14 protein-coding genes and 2 pseudogenes are annotated in these 17402 nt (G+C 52.2%); 9 read left to right on the forward strand and 7 right to left on the reverse strand.

The window, feature by feature from the left end:
* The coding region (locus ACUU1I_RS14015; protein ID WP_449144846.1) for a phosphodiester glycosidase family protein at window positions 1-441 on the forward strand (441 nt) is incomplete at its 5' end.
* Between the two features lie 146 nt (window positions 442-587).
* Here the strand turns inward: ACUU1I_RS14015 and uvrD are convergent.
* From uvrD to lptM, 6 genes are all read right to left on the reverse strand, one after another.
* The gene (gene uvrD, locus ACUU1I_RS14020) at window positions 588-2750 is read right to left on the reverse strand and encodes a DNA helicase II (protein WP_000383394.1); all 2163 of its coding nucleotides are present in this window, start codon (window positions 2748-2750) and stop codon (window positions 588-590) included.
* Window positions 2751-2833: 83 nt separating this feature from the next.
* A complete protein-coding gene (gene yigB, locus ACUU1I_RS14025; protein ID WP_001213584.1) occupies window positions 2834-3550 on the reverse strand; it encodes a 5-amino-6-(5-phospho-D-ribitylamino)uracil phosphatase YigB in 717 nt (238 codons plus the stop codon).
* The gene (gene xerC, locus ACUU1I_RS14030) at window positions 3550-4446 is read right to left on the reverse strand and encodes a tyrosine recombinase XerC (protein WP_000130686.1); all 897 of its coding nucleotides are present in this window, start codon (window positions 4444-4446) and stop codon (window positions 3550-3552) included. Before xerC ends, yigB begins: the two co-directional genes overlap by 1 nt.
* The gene (locus ACUU1I_RS14035; protein WP_000811354.1) at window positions 4443-5150 is read right to left on the reverse strand and encodes a DUF484 domain-containing protein; all 708 of its coding nucleotides are present in this window, start codon (window positions 5148-5150) and stop codon (window positions 4443-4445) included. The genes xerC and ACUU1I_RS14035 overlap by 4 nt, the downstream gene beginning before the upstream one ends.
* Entirely contained in the window at window positions 5147-5971 is an 825-nt protein-coding gene (gene dapF, locus ACUU1I_RS14040; protein WP_005001985.1) for a diaminopimelate epimerase, read from the reverse strand. The genes ACUU1I_RS14035 and dapF overlap by 4 nt, the downstream gene beginning before the upstream one ends.
* Window positions 5972-6007: 36 nt before the next feature.
* On the reverse strand, window positions 6008-6211 hold the full coding sequence (gene lptM / locus ACUU1I_RS14045; protein ID WP_000799889.1) for an LPS translocon maturation chaperone LptM: 204 nt from the start codon (window positions 6209-6211) through the stop codon (window positions 6008-6010).
* Window positions 6212-6369: 158 nt separating this feature from the next.
* Here lptM and ACUU1I_RS14050 point away from each other — a divergent pair.
* From ACUU1I_RS14050 to cyaY, 3 genes and pseudogenes are all read left to right on the forward strand, one after another.
* A pseudogene (locus ACUU1I_RS14050) lies at window positions 6370-7878 on the forward strand (DKNYY family protein).
* A complete protein-coding gene (locus ACUU1I_RS14055) occupies window positions 7875-9188 on the forward strand; it encodes a hypothetical protein (protein WP_000678275.1) in 1314 nt (437 codons plus the stop codon). The pseudogene ACUU1I_RS14050 and the gene ACUU1I_RS14055 overlap by 4 nt, the downstream one beginning before the upstream one ends.
* Before the next feature lie 47 nt (window positions 9189-9235).
* Entirely contained in the window at window positions 9236-9556 is a 321-nt protein-coding gene (gene cyaY / locus ACUU1I_RS14060) for an iron donor protein CyaY (protein WP_000999940.1), read from the forward strand.
* A 39-nt stretch (window positions 9557-9595) separates the two neighbouring features.
* On the opposite strand, the gene cyaA is transcribed toward cyaY, so the two are convergent.
* The gene (cyaA, locus tag ACUU1I_RS14065; protein ID WP_000281679.1) at window positions 9596-12142 is read right to left on the reverse strand and encodes a class I adenylate cyclase; all 2547 of its coding nucleotides are present in this window, start codon (window positions 12140-12142) and stop codon (window positions 9596-9598) included.
* 386 nt (window positions 12143-12528) lie between these two features.
* Here cyaA and hemC point away from each other — a divergent pair, with 386 nt between their 5' ends.
* From hemC to ACUU1I_RS14090, 5 genes and pseudogenes are all read left to right on the forward strand, one after another.
* Window positions 12529-13470, forward strand: a complete 942-nt coding sequence (gene hemC, locus ACUU1I_RS14070) for a hydroxymethylbilane synthase (protein ID WP_005052874.1) — start codon at window positions 12529-12531, stop codon at window positions 13468-13470.
* Entirely contained in the window at window positions 13467-14207 is a 741-nt protein-coding gene (hemD, locus tag ACUU1I_RS14075; protein ID WP_000026035.1) for a uroporphyrinogen-III synthase, read from the forward strand. Before hemC ends, hemD begins: the two co-directional genes overlap by 4 nt.
* Before the next feature lie 21 nt (window positions 14208-14228).
* Window positions 14229-15434 carry a uroporphyrinogen-III C-methyltransferase gene (gene hemX, locus ACUU1I_RS14080; protein ID WP_000139015.1) on the forward strand — a complete coding sequence of 402 codons (1206 nt, stop codon included), beginning with the start codon at window positions 14229-14231 and terminating at the stop codon, window positions 15432-15434.
* Window positions 15435-15436: 2 nt separating this feature from the next.
* Window positions 15437-16633: a protoheme IX biogenesis protein HemY gene (gene hemY / locus ACUU1I_RS14085; RefSeq protein WP_000921791.1), complete on the forward strand. Its 1197-nt coding sequence runs from the start codon at window positions 15437-15439 to the stop codon at window positions 16631-16633.
* Between the two features lie 678 nt (window positions 16634-17311).
* A pseudogene (locus ACUU1I_RS14090) lies at window positions 17312-17402 on the forward strand (hypothetical protein); the annotation flags it as partial.

Genomic DNA, 17402 nt, shown 5'->3' on the forward strand with positions numbered 1-17402 from the left:
CAGCAGAAGGTAGCGTTAAATCTCGCTTCAGGTGAAGGGAATTTCTTTATCCGTCTTGGCGGCGTGTTTTATGTCGCGGGAGATAAAGTCGGCATCGTTCGTCTGGATGCTTTTAAAGCCAGTAAAGATATTCAGTTTGCGGTGCAGTCAGGAGCAATGTTGATGGAAAACGGTGTAATTAATCCGCGTATTCATCCCAACGTCGCCTCACGTAAAATTCGTAACGGTGTTGGGATTAATAAACATGGGAATGCCGTGTTTTTGTTGAGCCAGCAGGCGACAAATTTTTATGATTTTGCCTGTTATGCCAAAGCGAAACTGAACGTTGAGCAGCTGCTTTATCTTGGTGGCACGATTTCACATATGTATATGAAAGGCGGGACAATCCCGTGGCAACGCTATCCTTTTGTCACCATGATTTCCGTCGAGCGGAAAGGTTAGAATGATAGCTTTGTGTCAGATACTAAATATGCTGCTGATGCCGGATGCGGCGTAAACGCCTTATCCTGCCTACATGACGTTGCAATTTATTGAATCTGAATGATTTTTTAGGCCAAATAAGGTGCGCAGCACCGCATCCGGCAACGTTACACCGACTCCAGCCGGGCGTAAGCTGCCACCAGCCATTTGATTCCCTGGCCCTGGAATGCCACCTGCAAACGGCTATGTTCACCGCTGCCTTCCATATTGACGATGGTGCCTTCACCAAACTTAGCGTGGCGTACACGCTGGCCGAGCTTGTAGCCGCTGTCGTTCTCGACCATCGGCGTACCCATCCGCTGATGGCTGACCGGGCGGCTTACCGTGGCGCGCAGGCGCACCTCTTCCACACACTCTTCCGGCAACTCGCCAATAAAGCGCGACGGGCGATGGTAAACCTCTTTGCCATACAGACGGCGAGTTTCCGCGTAGGTCAGCGTCAGTTTCTGCATCGCGCGGGTTACGCCAACGTAGGCCAGACGGCGTTCTTCTTCCAGACGCCCGCCTTCATCCAGCGACATCTGGCTTGGGAACATGCCCTCTTCCATACCGACGATAAACACCTGCGGGAACTCCAGACCTTTCGCCGAGTGCATGGTCATCAGTTGTACCGCATCCTGCCAGGTATCCGCCTGCCCTTCGCCTGCTTCCAGCGCCGCATGGGATAGGAACGCCTGCAGCGGCATTAAATCTTCGTCTTCTTCGTTGTAGCTGAACTGGCGCGTTGCCGTCACCAGTTCCTCTAAGTTTTCGATACGCGTCTGACCTTTTTCGCCCTTCTCCTGCTCGTACATGGTACGCAGGCCGGAGTCTTTAATTACCCGGTCAGTCTGTACATGCAGCGGCATATCGGCAGTTTCCTGCGCTAAGGCGTCGATCAGTTCCATAAACCGCTGTAAGGCGCTGGCAGCACGTCCGGCGAGGGCTTTTTCCTGCAACAGTTCACTACATGCCTGCCAGAGTGTTAACTGGCGATCGCGCGATGTCTGACGTACCACGTCCAGCGTCCGGTCACCAATACCCCGCGTTGGCGTATTCACCACACGCTCAAAGGCCGCGTCGTCGTTACGGTTGGCAATCAGGCGCAGATACGAGAGCGCATCTTTGATTTCCTGGCGTTCGAAGAAGCGCATCCCGCCGTAAATACGGTACGGCATACTCGCCTGCAACAGTGCTTCTTCCAGCACACGCGACTGGGCGTTACTGCGGTAGAGAATGGCGCACTCGGCAAGCGCCCCGCCGTTGTCCTGCCAGGTTTTGATGCGGTTAACCACAAAACGCGCTTCATCGAGTTCGTTAAAAGCGCAATAGAGGGAAATAGGCTCACCGTCCGCGCCATCGGTCCACAGTTTTTTACCCAGACGCCCGTTATTGTTTTCAATCAGGGCGTTAGCGGCGCTCAGAATATTGCTGGTAGAGCGGTAGTTTTGCTCCAGACGAATAATTTCGGCACCGGGGAAATCATTAAGGAAACGCTGAATATTCTCCACCTGCGCCCCGCGCCAGCCGTAGATTGACTGGTCGTCATCACCGACGATCATCACTTTGCCGGTGTCGCCCGCCAGCAGGCGGATCCACGCGTACTGAATGTTGTTGGTATCCTGGAATTCGTCCACCAGGATATTGGTAAAACGTTCGCGGTAGTGTTGTAGGATATGCGGCTTGTTAAGCCACAGTTCGTGAGCGCGCAGCAGCAGCTCGGCGAAGTCCACCAGGCCCGCGCGATCGCACGCTTCCTGATACGCCTGATACACCTTCTGCCAGGTCTGCTCCACCGGATTACCGTAGCTTTGAATATGATGCGGACGCAGGCCTTCATCTTTCTGGCTGTTGATGTACCACATTGCCTGGCGCGGCGGCCACTGCTTCTCGTCGAGGTTCATGGCTTTGATCAGACGCTTAAGCAGGCGTAGCTGGTCTTCGCTATCGAGGATCTGGAAATCCTGCGGCAGATTGGCGTCCATATGGTGCGCACGCAGCAGGCGGTGCGCCAGCCCGTGGAAGGTGCCTACCCACATGCCGCCCTGGCTGGTGCCCATCAGTTGTCCGATACGATGACGCATCTCCGCCGCCGCTTTGTTGGTAAACGTCACAGCCATAATCGAGTATGGCGAGCAGTTTTCCACGCTCATCAGCCAGGCGATACGATGCACCAGTACGCGCGTCTTACCACTGCCCGCGCCCGCCAGCACCAGAAGGTTGCTGCGTGGCGCGGCCACCGCTTCGCGTTGTTTGTCATTAAGGCTGTCGAGCAGGTAAGAAACGTCCATTGGCACCGCCGCGTAAAAATAGGTTGGGCGGAGAAGCGCAACGCCCTCCGCCAAAAAGCTGGGTATATATACAGATTTGCTGATTATATCAGCGAGGTCAGAGATGCCAACCGGGAAATTTCCAGATGTGGCAGTAAACGGCTGTCCCAGGTTTGCATCAGATCGCCATTTTCCGGTCTGATCCAACAAGCCTGCATTCCGCTGCGAATTGCCCCACCCACGTCAGTGGTGAGATCGTCCCCAACATGTAAGATCTCGCCGATCGGCACGTTGAGTTTTTCCGCAGCCAAAAAGTACATATCGCTGAACGGTTTTGAGCGCCCGTGCGGGCCAGCGCGCAGCACAAACTCAAAATAATCCCCCAAACCAAACAGTTCCGGCTGGGCGTTACCGTTGGTGATCGCCACCAGCGGCCATTTCTTCGCCAGCTGTTTTAAGGTGTCGTGAGTTTGCTGCGGGACGTCGATTCGGCTGCGCCATTTGGCAAAGTTAATCATTGCTGCGTGTGCGCCTGCACTGGCTTCTTCGGCACTCAGCCCGGCGTCGAGCATCGCTTGTTCAATCGAACGAAAACGCCAACGCGTCACGTCGTGATAAATCTCGGGTTCCGCTTCCCGTACCGCCTGGCGCAGGCGTTGCAGATCTTCATTCTGGAAGCTGCGCAGCGCCGGATGATAATTTTGCACAAAGGTAAGCGCCTCTCGCTCGGTGCGCAAAATCACCGGACGGTTATCGTAAAGGGTATCATCCAGGTCAAAGGTGAGCGCCGAGATGCGCCCCAAAGGCCGGTAAAAACGCATTATTTCCCCCGTTTGGCGCGTGGATGCGCCGCATCGTACACCGAGGCAAGGTGTTGAAAATCAAGATGAGTATAGATTTGCGTGGTGGAGAGGTTGGCATGACCCAGTAGCTCCTGCACACCACGAAGATCGCCGCTCGACTCCAGCATATGCGTAGCGAACGAGTGACGTAATTTATGTGGGTGAACGTGATTATTCAGCCCTTGTTTTATGCCCCATTCGGCAAAGCGTTTCTGCACATTACGCGCGGAGATACGCTTGCCCAGTTTCGACAGAAAAAGCGCGTCGTCTTCGCTACCAAACAGGTCGCGCAAATCAAGCCAGTGCTCAATCCACGCCACAGCGTTGCGACCAATCGGCAGGCGGCGCTCTTTGCTGCCTTTCCCCATCACCCACACTTCGCCGGACTCCAGGTCGAGGTGTTTGATATCCAGCCCCACCAGCTCGGAAAGACGCAGACCCGCGCCGTACATCACTTCCAGCATTGCACGGTCGCGTACAGCGAGGGGATCGTTGATATCAATATCCAGCAGCCGATTCATATCGTCGACGTCGATATTTTTCGGCAGATGACGCGGCGCTTTCGGTGCCGAAACTCCTTTCGCCGGGTTAGCTTTGAGTTCGTTCTGGCTGACCAGCCAGTCAAAAAAGCTACGTAGCGCAGAAAGCCGTAACGCCAGACTTGCTGCTCCCAGCCCTTTACGGCGACTGCGTACAGCAAAATTGCGTACCATCGCTGCATCGCATTGTTGCCAGCTTTGCAGGCCGTTTTCGCTGGCAAAATTGATGATCGCCTCAAGCTGACGCTGGTAGTTAAGTAGGGTTATCGGGCTAAGCTGACGCTCCACGCTCAGATAACGTAGGTAGCGTTCTACATCGGTGTGTAAATCGGTCATACGCGTTCAATCCAACGCTCCAGAAGCTCCGGCAACATCAGCGCAATTTCATGAAGTAACTGCGTTCCCTGCCCTTGTTGATAGTGACTGGCATCGCGACTGGTAAACAGCACAACACCCAAATCAGCATCGCTTCCCAGCATCGACATCGCCACCGATCCCACCGCTTTCGCTTCCGGTAGCACCACCAGCAGCTCCGGTCCGTTAAGCGGCCCAAGATAGTGCTGTTCCTGCCCCAAACGCTGAATACGCAGCGGTTCGAAAGACTGACGGCTTAATGCCAGATGAGTGTGGTTCGACGGCGCACCTAAGCGCCAGCGATCTGGAAACAGGCGCAGACTCGCACCAGCCAGGCCGAGATCGCGCGCCCAGCGGTGAAAGCGCATCAGCATATCGTCGAGACTGCTGGCGGCGGTGAGACTGCGCTGCAGGTAGAGTAGGCGATAAAACAGCCCTTCGTTGGCGATAGCCTGCTCCATCAACAACGCCATGTTCTCTTCCAGAACATGAATGTGATTACGTGCGCGGGCCATGTGCCACTCGACCAACGAAACGGTGCCGCGTACCGGATGCGGCACACGTATCGCTTCTACTGCGCGCGCATTGCGGATAAAAAACTCAGGATTTTTAATCAGATAATCGACAACCGCCCGGTCATCAAGCTCCGTGAGTGTTTCCTGCAGTTCTTCCCCTAGTTGCTTCATAGATGAATAAATCCGTCGTAGACATGTACCGCCGGGCCAGTCATATATAACGGGTGACCCGGACCTTTCCAGGCGATATCAAGACGACCGCCGGGGAGTTCCACGCGTACTTCTTCGTCCAGCAAACCTTGCTGAATCCCTACCGCCACCGCCGCACACGCGCCGCTGCCGCAGGCCTGGGTTTCTCCTGCCCCACGCTCATAAACGCGTAAACGAATATGCTCGCGCTTAACCACTTGCATAAAACCGATATTGGCGCGCTCCGGAAAACGCTCGTGACTTTCCAGAACAGGACCAAGCGTTTCTACCGCCGCGGTATCGACATCATCGACCTGAATCACGCAATGCGGATTTCCCATCGACACCACGCCGCATAAGATTGTCTGCTCGGCGGCGCGCATAATATAGGTCTTTTCCGCTTTGTTAGCGCGAAACGGCACGGCGGAAGGTTCGAAGTTGGGTTCGCCCATATTTACGCGGACCAGATCATCATCGGTGACGGTCAGAACCATCCGCCCGTTGGCGGTGCTGACGCGGATATCACGCTTATTGGTCAGTCCTTTCAGACGCACAAAACGGGCAAAGCAGCGCGCACCGTTACCGCACTGCGCCACTTCACTGCCATCAGCATTGAAAATGCGATAGTGAAAATCCAGTTCAGGATCATACGGCGGCTCAACCACCAGCAGCTGGTCAAACCCTACCCCCAGGTGCCGATCCGCCAGGCGACGAATCAGCTCCGGTGAAAAAAAGACATTCTGCGTTACCGCGTCGACGACCATAAAATCGTTGCCAAGGCCATGCATTTTCGAGAACTGCATCATTTACTCCAATCACGCGGGTACAGAAACTGACTTTTAGTAATTCACCTGGGATGGACCATCGCCAGTGGCGCGATCGTTTTTATCCGGCACCGTGGATTGCGTTTGCGTCTCTACCGGTTTGGTCGGCGGCGGTGCGTTTTTATCTGCAGGCGGGAAATAGAGCGGACCTTTCAGACCGCAGCCCGTCAGGCTGAAGAGAGTAAGTAATACAGTGAGTGCCTTAAACACGTTTTTCATTATGGATTGCCTGTAAAGTTCATCGCTTTCTGCTTTCTATCATCGCAGGAGAAGGCGTAAAAGCAAGCGTTTAGCGACTCTTTATGAAGTCTGAAAAGTGAGGAAATGCTGCGAGTATAACGCTTACTCGTGAGGATTTATGTTCTGCTGGCAGTTTCGTGATCAACACCTCGCGCCAGGATGGCTTTATGCACTATCGCAATGTGGTTTGTTTGTTGGCTTGTTCATTGTTTTTATCGTCGGCATGGGGATGTCGGCTTTCCGCACCTGAACATAATATTTACCAGAAACAGGGAAAAGGCGTGGTGTACCTGCGCCCTTATAAAGAAACAAATCTTTCTCTACCTGACGTGAATTACAAGAGTTTGCGTCGGTTACCCAATTTATTAATAGACCCGACAACACTAGACGAATGGGATAAAGAACCGCCTCTGACTGATTTGATAACCGACTACCTCTATGAGGGCGCACAGGCCTAGTATCCTCATTATTCATGGCATAGCGATGGTCGCAATATCCTCTACGCGGGTGAAGTTGTGCAAAACCCTCCCGGCACACCTCCCGTCGATGTCGCCTCGTTCAAGGCATGGGGTGATTTTGCCGCAGATAAACACAGTCTCTATTTTGAAGGCAAGCGCACCGATGACAATGGTGGTGGAAATAGCTTGGATATCAAAACGCTGCATCAGGTGGAATTCCGGCCTCCCTGGGATCCTGACTTACTGGGGCTGATATTACGTGACGCTAATTTCTTGTATATCAATGGGCATCGCCTCGCTGACCCCGAGAGTTTCCGTGTGCTGGCGCAGAAGTCCTGGGATCAGCGAGGAAAGTTTTCCACCACGTTTAACCCCTGCATTGCCGTACCATTTGGCCCCTGGGATACCCTGGCTCGTACACGGACCAAAATCCTGCTCAACGGCGAACAGCTTGATGCCGACCCGGACACCTTTTCCGTCGTGCGCTGGATGCCTGGCTCACTCTTGACCTGGCGTGATAAAAACGGGCTGCAGCGTAAAGTCCTCGACAAGGAAAATCTGGCGTGGGATGAAGATTTAACAAAGCACTGTCTGGATTTTTCTCTGCTGGAAAAGAAAGTGTTCTGGCGTAAAGGACCTGCTTGTAAACAGGAAGAATTACCCGGACTCGATCCGGAGCAGTTTCAACCCATCAGTGATGCTGTCGCCCAGTATCAGGACTCGCTTTATACCATCATCGAAACAGAGTCTGGTGACCGTAAGCTGGAGATCGTGAAACTTGATGATCCCAATCTTATTATCAACAAACGTTTCAACGCCGGGAAACGCCACGGCTATTTACTTACGCGTGCCGAAGGGTAGCCATACCATTCCGGTTTACACGTGTTTGAATCTGACGGACCGCTGATCTTACTGGATAACCGTTCTCCGGATGAACGCGAAGCCCATCTTAATGACCATCCCTTTTTGCGCAGATGGTATGCCCGCGATAACCGCTACATTTACAGCTTTGATGGCGCGCAGCTCTGGCGATACCGCACCGCTGATCCGAAACAAGTTCGCTTAATCTGGAAGGAACAACATTCGGGATATGTCTATGGCGTAAATTACAAAACGGGATATCTGGACGGAAAAATTACTGATGACGGCGAATTTATTCCTGCCCCGCGCAATGAGGTGACAAAATGAAGGGTCAAATAATCACAGTTGCACTCATCCTGTTGGGACACACATTTCTGACGCCTGCTGTACAGGCCATAGGGTTCGACTATTACAATGATCACGGTGTTATGTCTTACGGTAAAGGTTATTGGGGGGATAAGAAAATCATTGCCCAGTTTCCGGAGATGAGCAGGGCCGGTTTGCGCCTTGTGAAAAATATCTCTGGGAAAACGGGTTATATACCTTCCGATGAAATAAGCATAGAAAATGAGGAATACCACTGGGTGACAGACGGCCGCGTTATTCTCTGGCGTGGCAAAATCGTTAGCAATCCACCGGGAACACCCACTGTCGATATTGCCAGCTTTCAGGCTATGGGCCGCTTCGCGGTCGATAAATATAGCCTCTATTTTGACGGACAGCGCACCGAAAGTAATAGCGGCGCGTCACGTGTTGATCTGGCGACACTAAAAGCTATCGAAGGTAACTCTACCACGCTGGTGGATAGTAAAAATCTCTACTTGTCCGGTCGACGTCAGGGGAGCAGCAGTGATGTTACTGTATTAGAAAAAAGATGGTGGGGTATTAATCCACGTCTTATGAGTGTAAACAGAAATTCATATTCCAATGATCTGCTTATCCGCAGTGGGCAGAATATTTATTTAAATGGCGTTCACCTTACGGCGAATGCAGACTCATTTGAGATAATTCGCTGGATACCTCATTCACTGCTGGTTTTTCGCGACAATAAGGGTCTGCATCGTTATCCCTTTGGTCAATTATCAGGCAAAGCGATACCCGTAGATGATGACGTCTCTTTTGAAGTAGGGGAAAGTCGCGTTCGCTGGCGTAAACAGCTCACGCCCGACCGTCAGTGGAGCAAGTGGATAGACCTACCAGGTATTGAACCTGAACAATTCCATCTGATTACTGGCAATATTGCGCAATATAAAGATCGGCTGTATGTAACAAAATTATCGACATTTGGTGAAGACCAGCTTGAGATAATCCCGCTGGATACGCCAGACTTGGTCATTGATCGCTCATTTAATAGCGGCAAACAGCATGCTTACTTTATCCGCCAATTACGGTCAAAGAGCTTGCAAATTATTCCAGTTAACGGTCCGCTAACTAAAAACGATCGCTTCGCTTATGACGATCGCAATGTTTATACATGGACCGATACAGAGGTAAGGATTACGCCCTCCCCCTGCCCGGCGAAAACTCGTGTCAGAGAGGAGAACGTACGTGAAGTTCAAAACAGAGACATCATTATTCCGGTGACGGATGAATCATGCCGGAACGCAGCAGCAGAGGTGCAAACTTTGAAGCCCTGACCCCATGCCGCTATACTGCCGCCATCACTTAAAAACAGGGTACAACAATGAACGACAGTGAATTTCATCGCCTGGCTGATCAACTGTGGCTGACCATTGAAGAGCGTCTGGACGACAGGGATGGCGACAGCGATATCGACTGCGAAATCAACGGCGGCGTACTGACCATTACCTTTGAAAACGGCAGCAAAATCATTATTAACCGCCAGGAGCCGCTGCACCAGGTGTGGCTGGCAACCAAACAGGGCGGCTACCATTTTGACCTGAAAGGCGATGAATGGATTTGCGATCGCAGCGGCGAAACCTTCTGGGATTTGCTGGAACAGGCGGCGACGCAACAGGCGGGTGAAACAGTCAGTTTCCGCTAAGATTGCATGCCGGATAAGCCTCGCTTTCCGGCACGCTCATCACGAAAAATACTGCTGTAATAGCGGCGTATCGTGATCCTGATTGGCGGGCGGCAGGTTGCCAATCGATTTTGTTCGGAACGGAATCACCTGTTCGCGACCATCAACCTTCACAATCTGATAGAACTGCGGCAGGTTGAAGTTGATGAAGCTTGAGCCGTAGGTGAAGCGGTCGTGCGATGACGAGTAGAAGCGACTGACGTCACGTACCAGCTCCTCTTTGCTGCCTTCGCAGTGGTGATACACCTCAACCCGGTTGCTTTCGTCGAGAATGTAGATATTAAAGCCATTCTCGTCTTGCGTTTCTTCGAAAAAGAACTGGATGATCCCTTCGCTGGCAAAGCCGTCCACCACCGCCGGTAATTTGACGTGATTGGTTTCAACCTGCACTGACAAGCCGTGCAGTTTGTTATGCGAAATAGCGCCATAAAACTCGATGGCGTTCTCCAGCTTCTGTACCGATACATTCAGGCGTTCGAAGAACAAGCCCCAGGTTTGACCAGAAACGCGCAGCGCCTTGAAACGCCCGGTTTCCTGGCGGGTGCTGGAAAGGCGCAGTTCAATACACTCAGAAACCAGTTGCTGCACGCGAGTACGGATTAAGCCGCGCAGATGCTGGCTATAACAGAAGACTTCCACGCTATCTGGCGGTGCGGCGTCCTGATGCATTTTGCCGAGAATAGTTTTCAGGGCTTCGATCATCGATTGCTCGCCGTTGAAGTGCAGCGTACGCACTTCGTTCCACGAGTTGCGGTACAGCAGGTCAACGCTACCTACCAGGCAATTTTGATTCTCGCCAAAGCTGAAGACATCCAGCTTACGGAAATCAAAATGCACCACCTGATTGCGGAACGCAGCTGTCGGGTCATATTCCAGGTTAACGATAATCGCCAGATGGCGAATCTCACACGGGCTGTAGAGCGCCTTCGGTGTCGGTGCAGGTAAGCGCAGCGGGAAATGGTGCGACACGTCGGCGACCATCTCCTGCAACTTAGGCAAATCGACAATGCCGTTACCTTTAATATACAAACGGGTGCGCGAGGTCAGCAGGCCGTTAAACCATGCCCACGCCACCAGTTTATTCAGGTAACGGTTATATTCCAGCGGCTGATGGCTGATGATCGACTCAATATTTGGCGCGCGGTTATACAGATACCAACCTGAACGGTTAGCCCGGCCCGGCGGCACATAAATAAAGGTCAGATTCGGTTCCGAGAGATCGGGTGAAATCTGCGGGTTTACCAGCGTCACTTTACCTGGCAATGCTTCAAACGCGGCATACAGTTTACGCGTCAGTACGCCGATATCCTGCGGACTGGCGGAGACGCTAAGGTTATTGCGACGCGCAAAGCGGATCAGATTACGGTAGCTCTGCATCATCGCGTCGAGCAGCTCGTTGTGCGCCTCACGCACCTGATCAATCTTCCAGTTAGCACGGTTATCGAGCATTGCCAGACGAGCTTCGTCCCAACCCCACTCGCTCACTAACTGGCTCAACACTGCGCGACGCCAGCCTACACAGGCGCGTTCACGGCTGAGTTTTTCGCACACTTTTAAATAGAAGCAGCGACGTACTAAATCCAGACGGGTGAAATCTTCAATCGCCGTCAGGTATTCAGTAACACGCTCCAGCATCATGCAGTATGGATCGAGGCCAAACGATACAATCTCGCCGTCGTGCAAACGCTGTTTGATATCTTTCGCCAGCAGACGTGGGTTCGGGTATTCCCAGGAATAGGCTTCCAGCAGCAGTGTTTTCAGCACCGCTTTGTATGGGGAATCGATACTCTTGTAGAGCTGCCAAAGGCTGGCACCAAAGTACTCTTCAGCAGAAAGCGAGCTTAAGCCACCGAGATCCAGCCATTCATTTGGCGTCAGCACGCCCTGCGCGTAAAGCGTCATCACATAGTCGTCGTAATGCTCTTCTTCGTCGCACGGCACCATATTCCACAGAATACGCTTACCGGCGAGACGCACGGCAGTACGATAAAATTCGTCAAGCAGCAGTATATGCTGGGTGGAGCCACAATCTTCGCCCCCCAGGCTGCCGCTTTCATTATGACGGAAGCGGTTTTCATCAATCAGGAAGAAGCTGACTTCCACACCCAGCGAGGCGGCCCAGCTTTCCAGCAGGCTGCATTTACGTTGTAGTAACTGGCGCTCTTCGCTATCGAGCCAGGATTGATGACAGACCCAGATATCCAGGTCAGAGGAACAACTTTGCCCTACGGACGAGGTGCTGCCCATGGTGTATACACCAGTAATTGGAAGCTCACCTTTCGGTGGATCCTGTACTGACATTCCACGATACAGTTCAAGCTCGTTCAGGTAGTGGCGTTGAGTTTCATCAGGCGTGTAAAGGCAAATGCCTTTGGGAACGTTACCATCAAGGTAACCCGGCATTAGCGGATGGTGATAGTGCAACAATGTCGGCAGTAGACTGTAGACCTGTTGGAATGCAGGCCCCATAGCAGCAAGCGCGCGATCCACACGCAATTGATTTATGGCATCCAGTCTCTGTTTCAGAGTCTCAATATAGAGGTACAAGACGTATCGCCTGATTTGCTACCCGTCATGACTGTGATTCCGCCAACATCAACGGTAACACGCGGCATTCGGGATATTTCGTATGTCAAAGGTAACCGTTACCACTTTTCGCGCCTGGTTTTTTTAGTTTCACGACGAAAAAATGGTCTAAAACGTGATCAATTTAACACCTTGCTGATTGACCGTAAAGAAAGATGCGCTACATACAAGTGTAGCACCGTTTATTCTCTGTAAATTCCTTATTACGACGGCGTGAAACGCCTGTCAGGATCCACTGCCAGACCTCATTTTACGGTTTGCGCAGGCGTCTACGTTTCACCACAACACTGACATCACTCTGGCAAGGATGTTAGGATGGACCACGGATGATAATGACGGTAACAAGCATGTTAGACAATGTTTTAAGAATTGCCACACGCCAAAGCCCACTTGCACTCTGGCAGGCACACTATGTCAAAGACAAGTTGATGGCGAGCCATCCGGGCCTGGTCGTTGAACTGGTACCGATGGTGACGCGCGGCGATGTGATTCTTGATACGCCGCTGGCGAAAGTAGGCGGAAAAGGCTTATTTGTAAAAGAGCTGGAAGTCGCGCTCCTGGAGAATCGCGCTGATATCGCCGTACATTCAATGAAAGATGTGCCGGTTGAATTCCCGCAAGGTCTGGGGCTGGTCACTATTTGCGAGCGTGAAGATCCTCGCGATGCCTTTGTGTCCAATAACTATGACAGTCTGGATGCGTTACCAGCAGGCAGTATCGTCGGGACGTCCAGTTTACGTCGCCAGTGCCAACTGGCTGAACGCCGCCCGGATCTGATTATCCGCTCCCTGCGCGGCAACGTCGGCACTCGCCTGAGCAAACTAGATAACGGCGAATACGATGCCATCATTCTTGCCGTAGCCGGACTAAAACGTTTAGGTCTGGAGTCCCGCATTCGCGCCGCGTTACCACCCGAGATTTCTCTTCCGGCGGTAGGACAAGGTGCAGTCGGTATTGAATGCCGCCTTGATGATACACGCACTCGCGAGCTGCTTGCCGCGCTGAATCACCACGAAACTGCACTGCGCGTTACCGCAGAACGCGCCATGAATACCCGTCTCGAAGGCGGATGTCAGGTGCCAATTGGTAGCTACGCCGAGCTTATTGATGGCGAAATCTGGCTATGTGCGCTGGTCGGCGCGCCGGACGGTTCGCAGATTATTCGCGGTGAACGCCGCGGTGCGCCGCAAGATGCCGAACAAATGGGGATTTCGCTGGCAGAAGAGCTACTGAATAACGGCGCGCGCGAGATCCTCGCTGAAGTCTATAACGGAGAGGCCCCGGCATGAGTATCCTGGTCACCCGCCCGTCTCCCGCTGGAGAAGAGTTAGTGAGACGTCTGCGCACACTGGGGCAGGTGGCCTGGCATTTTCCGCTGATTGAGTTTTCTCCGGGTCGACAATTACCGCAACTTGCTGATCAACTGGCAGCGCTGGGGGAGAGCGATCTGTTGTTTGCCCTCTCGCAACACGCGGTTGCTTTTGCCCAATCACAGCTGCATCAGCAAGATCGTAAATGGCCCCAACTACCTACTTATTTCACCATTGGACGCACCACCGCACTGGCGCTACATACCGTAAGCGGACAGAAGATTCTCTACCCACAGGATCGGGAAATCAGCGAAGTCTTGCTACAATTACCTGAATTACAAAATATTGCGGGCAAACGTGCGCTGATATTACGTGGCAATGGCGGTCGTGAGCTAATTGGGGATACCCTGACGGTGCGCGGTGCTGAGGTCACTTTTTGTGAATGTTATCAACGATGCGCAATCCATTACGATGGTGCAGAAGAAGCGATGCGCTGGCAATCCCGCGAGGTGACGATGGTCGTTGTTACCAGCGGTGAAATGTTGCAGCAACTCTGGTCGCTGATCCCACAATGGTATCGTGAGCACTGGTTACTACACTGTCGACTATTGGTCGTCAGTGAGCGTTTGGCGAAACTCGCCCGGGAACTGGGCTGGCAAGACATTAAGGTCGCCGATAACGCTGACAACGATGCGCTTTTACGGGCATTACAATAACTCTCATAACAGGAAGCCATAATGACGGAACAAGAAAAAACCTCCGCCGTGGTTGAAGAGACCAGGGAGGCCGTGGACACCACGTCACAACCTGTCGCAACAGAAAAAAAGAGTAAGAACAATACTGCATTGATTCTCAGCGCGGTGGCTATCGCTATTGCTCTGGCGGCGGGTGTCGGTTTGTATGGCTGGGGTAAACAACAGGCCGTCAATCAGACCGCCACCAGCGATGCCCTGGCTAACCAACTGACGGCATTGCAAAAAGCCCAGGAGAGCCAAAAAGCCGAGCTGGAAGGCATTATTAAGCAACAAGCTGCGCAGCTTAAGCAGGCGAATCGTCAGCAAGAAACGCTGGCAAAACAGTTGGATGAAGTCCAACAAAAGATCGCCACCATTTCCGGCAGCGATGCTAAAACCTGGCTGCTGGCTCAGGCCGATTTTCTGGTGAAACTCGCCGGACGGAAGCTGTGGAGCGATCAGGACGTCACGACCTCTGCAGCGTTGCTGAAAAGTGCAGACGCCAGCCTGGCGGATATGAATGACCCGAGTCTGATTACCGTTCGTCGGGCAATTACCGATGATATCGCCAGCCTTTCTGCAGTATCGCAGGTGGATTATGACGGCATCATCCTTAAGCTTAATCAGCTTTCAAATCAGGTAGATAACCTGCGTCTGGCCGATAATGACAGCGATGGTTCGCCGATGGATTCAGACGGTGAAGAGCTTTCCAGTTCCATCAGCGAATGGCGTATCAATCTGCAAAAAAGCTGGCAGAACTTTATGGACAACTTCATTACGATTCGCCGTCGTGATGACACCGCCGTACCGCTGTTAGCGCCAAATCAGGATATCTATCTGCGCGAAAATATTCGCTCTCGCCTGCTGGTCGCAGCACAAGCTGTACCGCGTCATCAGGAAGAGACTTATCGCCAGGCGCTGGAGAACGTCTCCACCTGGGTACGTGCTTACTACGATACTGATGATGCCACCACCAAAGCGTTCCTCGACGAGGTGGACCAGTTAAGCCAGCAAAATATCTCGATGGATCTTCCGGAAACCCTGCAAAGCCAGGCGATGCTGGAAAAACTGATGCAGACTCGCGTGCGTAACCTGCTGGCACAACCGGCAGCGGGGACAACGGAAGCTAAACCTGCACCTGCACCTGCACCTGCACCTGCACCTGCACCGCAAGGTGATACTCCGGCAGCCGCGCCGCAAGGAGAATAACCATGCTAAAAGTGTTATTACTCTTTGTTTTGCTGATTGCGGGGATAGTGGTTGGCCCGATGATTGCCGGTCATCAGGGTTATGTGCTGATCCAGACCGACAACTACAATATCGAAACCAGCGTCACGGGCCTGGCGATCATATTGATTCTGGCGATGGTAGTGCTGTTTGCCATTGAGTGGCTACTGCGGCGGATCTTCCGCACTGGCGCGCACACCCGTGGATGGTTTGTCGGACGTAAGCGTCGCCGTGCGCGTAAGCAGACCGAACAGGCGCTGCTGAAACTGGCGGAAGGTGATTATCAGCAAGTTGAAAAGCTGATGGCGAAAAATGCCGATCACGCTGAACAACCGGTGGTGAACTATCTACTGGCTGCCGAAGCCGCGCAACAACGTGGTGATGAAGCACGCGCCAACCAACATCTGGAACGCGCAGCGGAGCTGGCCGGCAATGACACCATTCCGGTAGAAATCACCCGTGTACGTCTGCAACTGGCCCGTAATGAAAACCATGCTGCACGCCACGGCGTAGATAAGCTGCTGGAAGTTACGCCACGCCATCCTGAAGTATTACGTCTGGCGGAACAGGCGTATATCCGCACAGGGGCATGGAGTTCTCTGCTGGATATCATCCCATCAATGGCGAAAGCCCATGTTGGTGATGAAGAACATCGTGCAATGCTGGAACAACAGGCATGGATTGGCCTGATGGATCAGGCGCGTGCCGATAACGGTAGTGAAGGTTTGCGTAACTGGTGGAAAAACCAAAGCCGGAAAACGCGTCATCAGGTAGCGTTGCAGGTGGCAATGGCGGAACATCTTATTGAATGTGACGATCATGATACTGCCCAGCAAATTATCATCGACGGCCTGAAACGCCAGTATGACGATCGCCTACTGCTGCCGATCCCGCGTCTGAAAACCAATAACCCGGAACAGCTGGAAAAAGTGCTACGCCAGCAAATCAAAAACGTCGGTGATCGCCCGCTGTTGTGGAGCACATTGGGTCAGTCACTGATGAAGCACGGTGAATGGCAGGAAGCATCGCTCGCCTTCCGCGCGGCGCTGAAACAACGTCCGGACGCCTACGATTACGCATGGCTTGCCGACGCGCTGGACAGACTGCACAAGCCGGAAGAAGCTGCAGCGATGCGTCGCGACGGTTTGATGTTAACGTTGCAGAATAACCCGCCACAGTAGTTCCTTCTCACCCGGAGGAAAGCACCTCCGGGACCTTTCTGATGCATAAAAAAACGCCTGCTCTTATTACGGAGCAGGCGTTAAAACAGGTCTGTATGACAACAAGTGGGTGCTTCACTCAACGTTGTGTCCATGGTGTCTGATGAGGCATAAGCGACATCTGTCAGTGGACGATAAGCACCGTAAACGGCTCTGCGTCATTCCGGAGTTTATGAGGCACTAAGGCGAACATAAGAGATGGAATGAGCATCTACTCGTTTATTATGCCACAGAGAATCGGGAAATAACATCCCTTAACACTTGTTATGAGATAATTCTGTAATCCTCTTTGCTTCCTGAGTAATAACTTCCTGAGTGAATATTTAACCTGAGCTTGATCCTACACATACTTATTATGAATGATAAAATTCATTCAATTAATAACACATATATTAATTGCCGTTAAAACTAAAAACAGCATCAATAATCAACGCGATATAATAAACCTGCCTTACATATCAACTGCGCCAGAGGTAGGATTGAAAACGCTCTCCTGATTTTCCAATTCATTTTCTGGATAAATAAATAATTTATTTTTGTCACTATTATTTATGTAATCATCCTGTCAGGGAGAGGGATCTCAATTATCAATGCTTAATTACGTCATCATTTTGATGACATGAAACCGGAGCATTTTGCATGGAATTTTCGTTTTCACCCAAACGTCTTGTTGTTGCTGTCGCCGCCGCTCTTCCTCTCATGGCCAGCGCAGCAGATACCCCGTCAACTG

Source organism: Shigella sp. SIG3 (assembly GCF_053555855.1).

Coding starts and splice junctions, on each gene's coding strand:
- ACUU1I_RS14055 (WP_000678275.1), top strand. CDS start 7,875: ATGAAGGGTCAAATAATCACAGTTGCACTCATCCTGTTGGGACACACA.
- xerC (WP_000130686.1), bottom strand. CDS start 4,446: ATGACCGATTTACACACCGATGTAGAACGCTACCTACGTTATCTGAGC.
- hemX (WP_000139015.1), top strand. CDS start 14,229: ATGACGGAACAAGAAAAAACCTCCGCCGTGGTTGAAGAGACCAGGGAG.
- hemD (WP_000026035.1), top strand. CDS start 13,467: ATGAGTATCCTGGTCACCCGCCCGTCTCCCGCTGGAGAAGAGTTAGTG.
- ACUU1I_RS14035 (WP_000811354.1), bottom strand. CDS start 5,150: ATGAAGCAACTAGGGGAAGAACTGCAGGAAACACTCACGGAGCTTGAT.
- dapF (WP_005001985.1), bottom strand. CDS start 5,971: ATGCAGTTCTCGAAAATGCATGGCCTTGGCAACGATTTTATGGTCGTC.
- hemC (WP_005052874.1), top strand. CDS start 12,529: ATGTTAGACAATGTTTTAAGAATTGCCACACGCCAAAGCCCACTTGCA.
- uvrD (WP_000383394.1), bottom strand. CDS start 2,750: ATGGACGTTTCTTACCTGCTCGACAGCCTTAATGACAAACAACGCGAA.
- lptM (WP_000799889.1), bottom strand. CDS start 6,211: ATGAAAAACGTGTTTAAGGCACTCACTGTATTACTTACTCTCTTCAGC.
- hemY (WP_000921791.1), top strand. CDS start 15,437: ATGCTAAAAGTGTTATTACTCTTTGTTTTGCTGATTGCGGGGATAGTG.
- cyaY (WP_000999940.1), top strand. CDS start 9,236: ATGAACGACAGTGAATTTCATCGCCTGGCTGATCAACTGTGGCTGACC.
- yigB (WP_001213584.1), bottom strand. CDS start 3,550: ATGCGTTTTTACCGGCCTTTGGGGCGCATCTCGGCGCTCACCTTTGAC.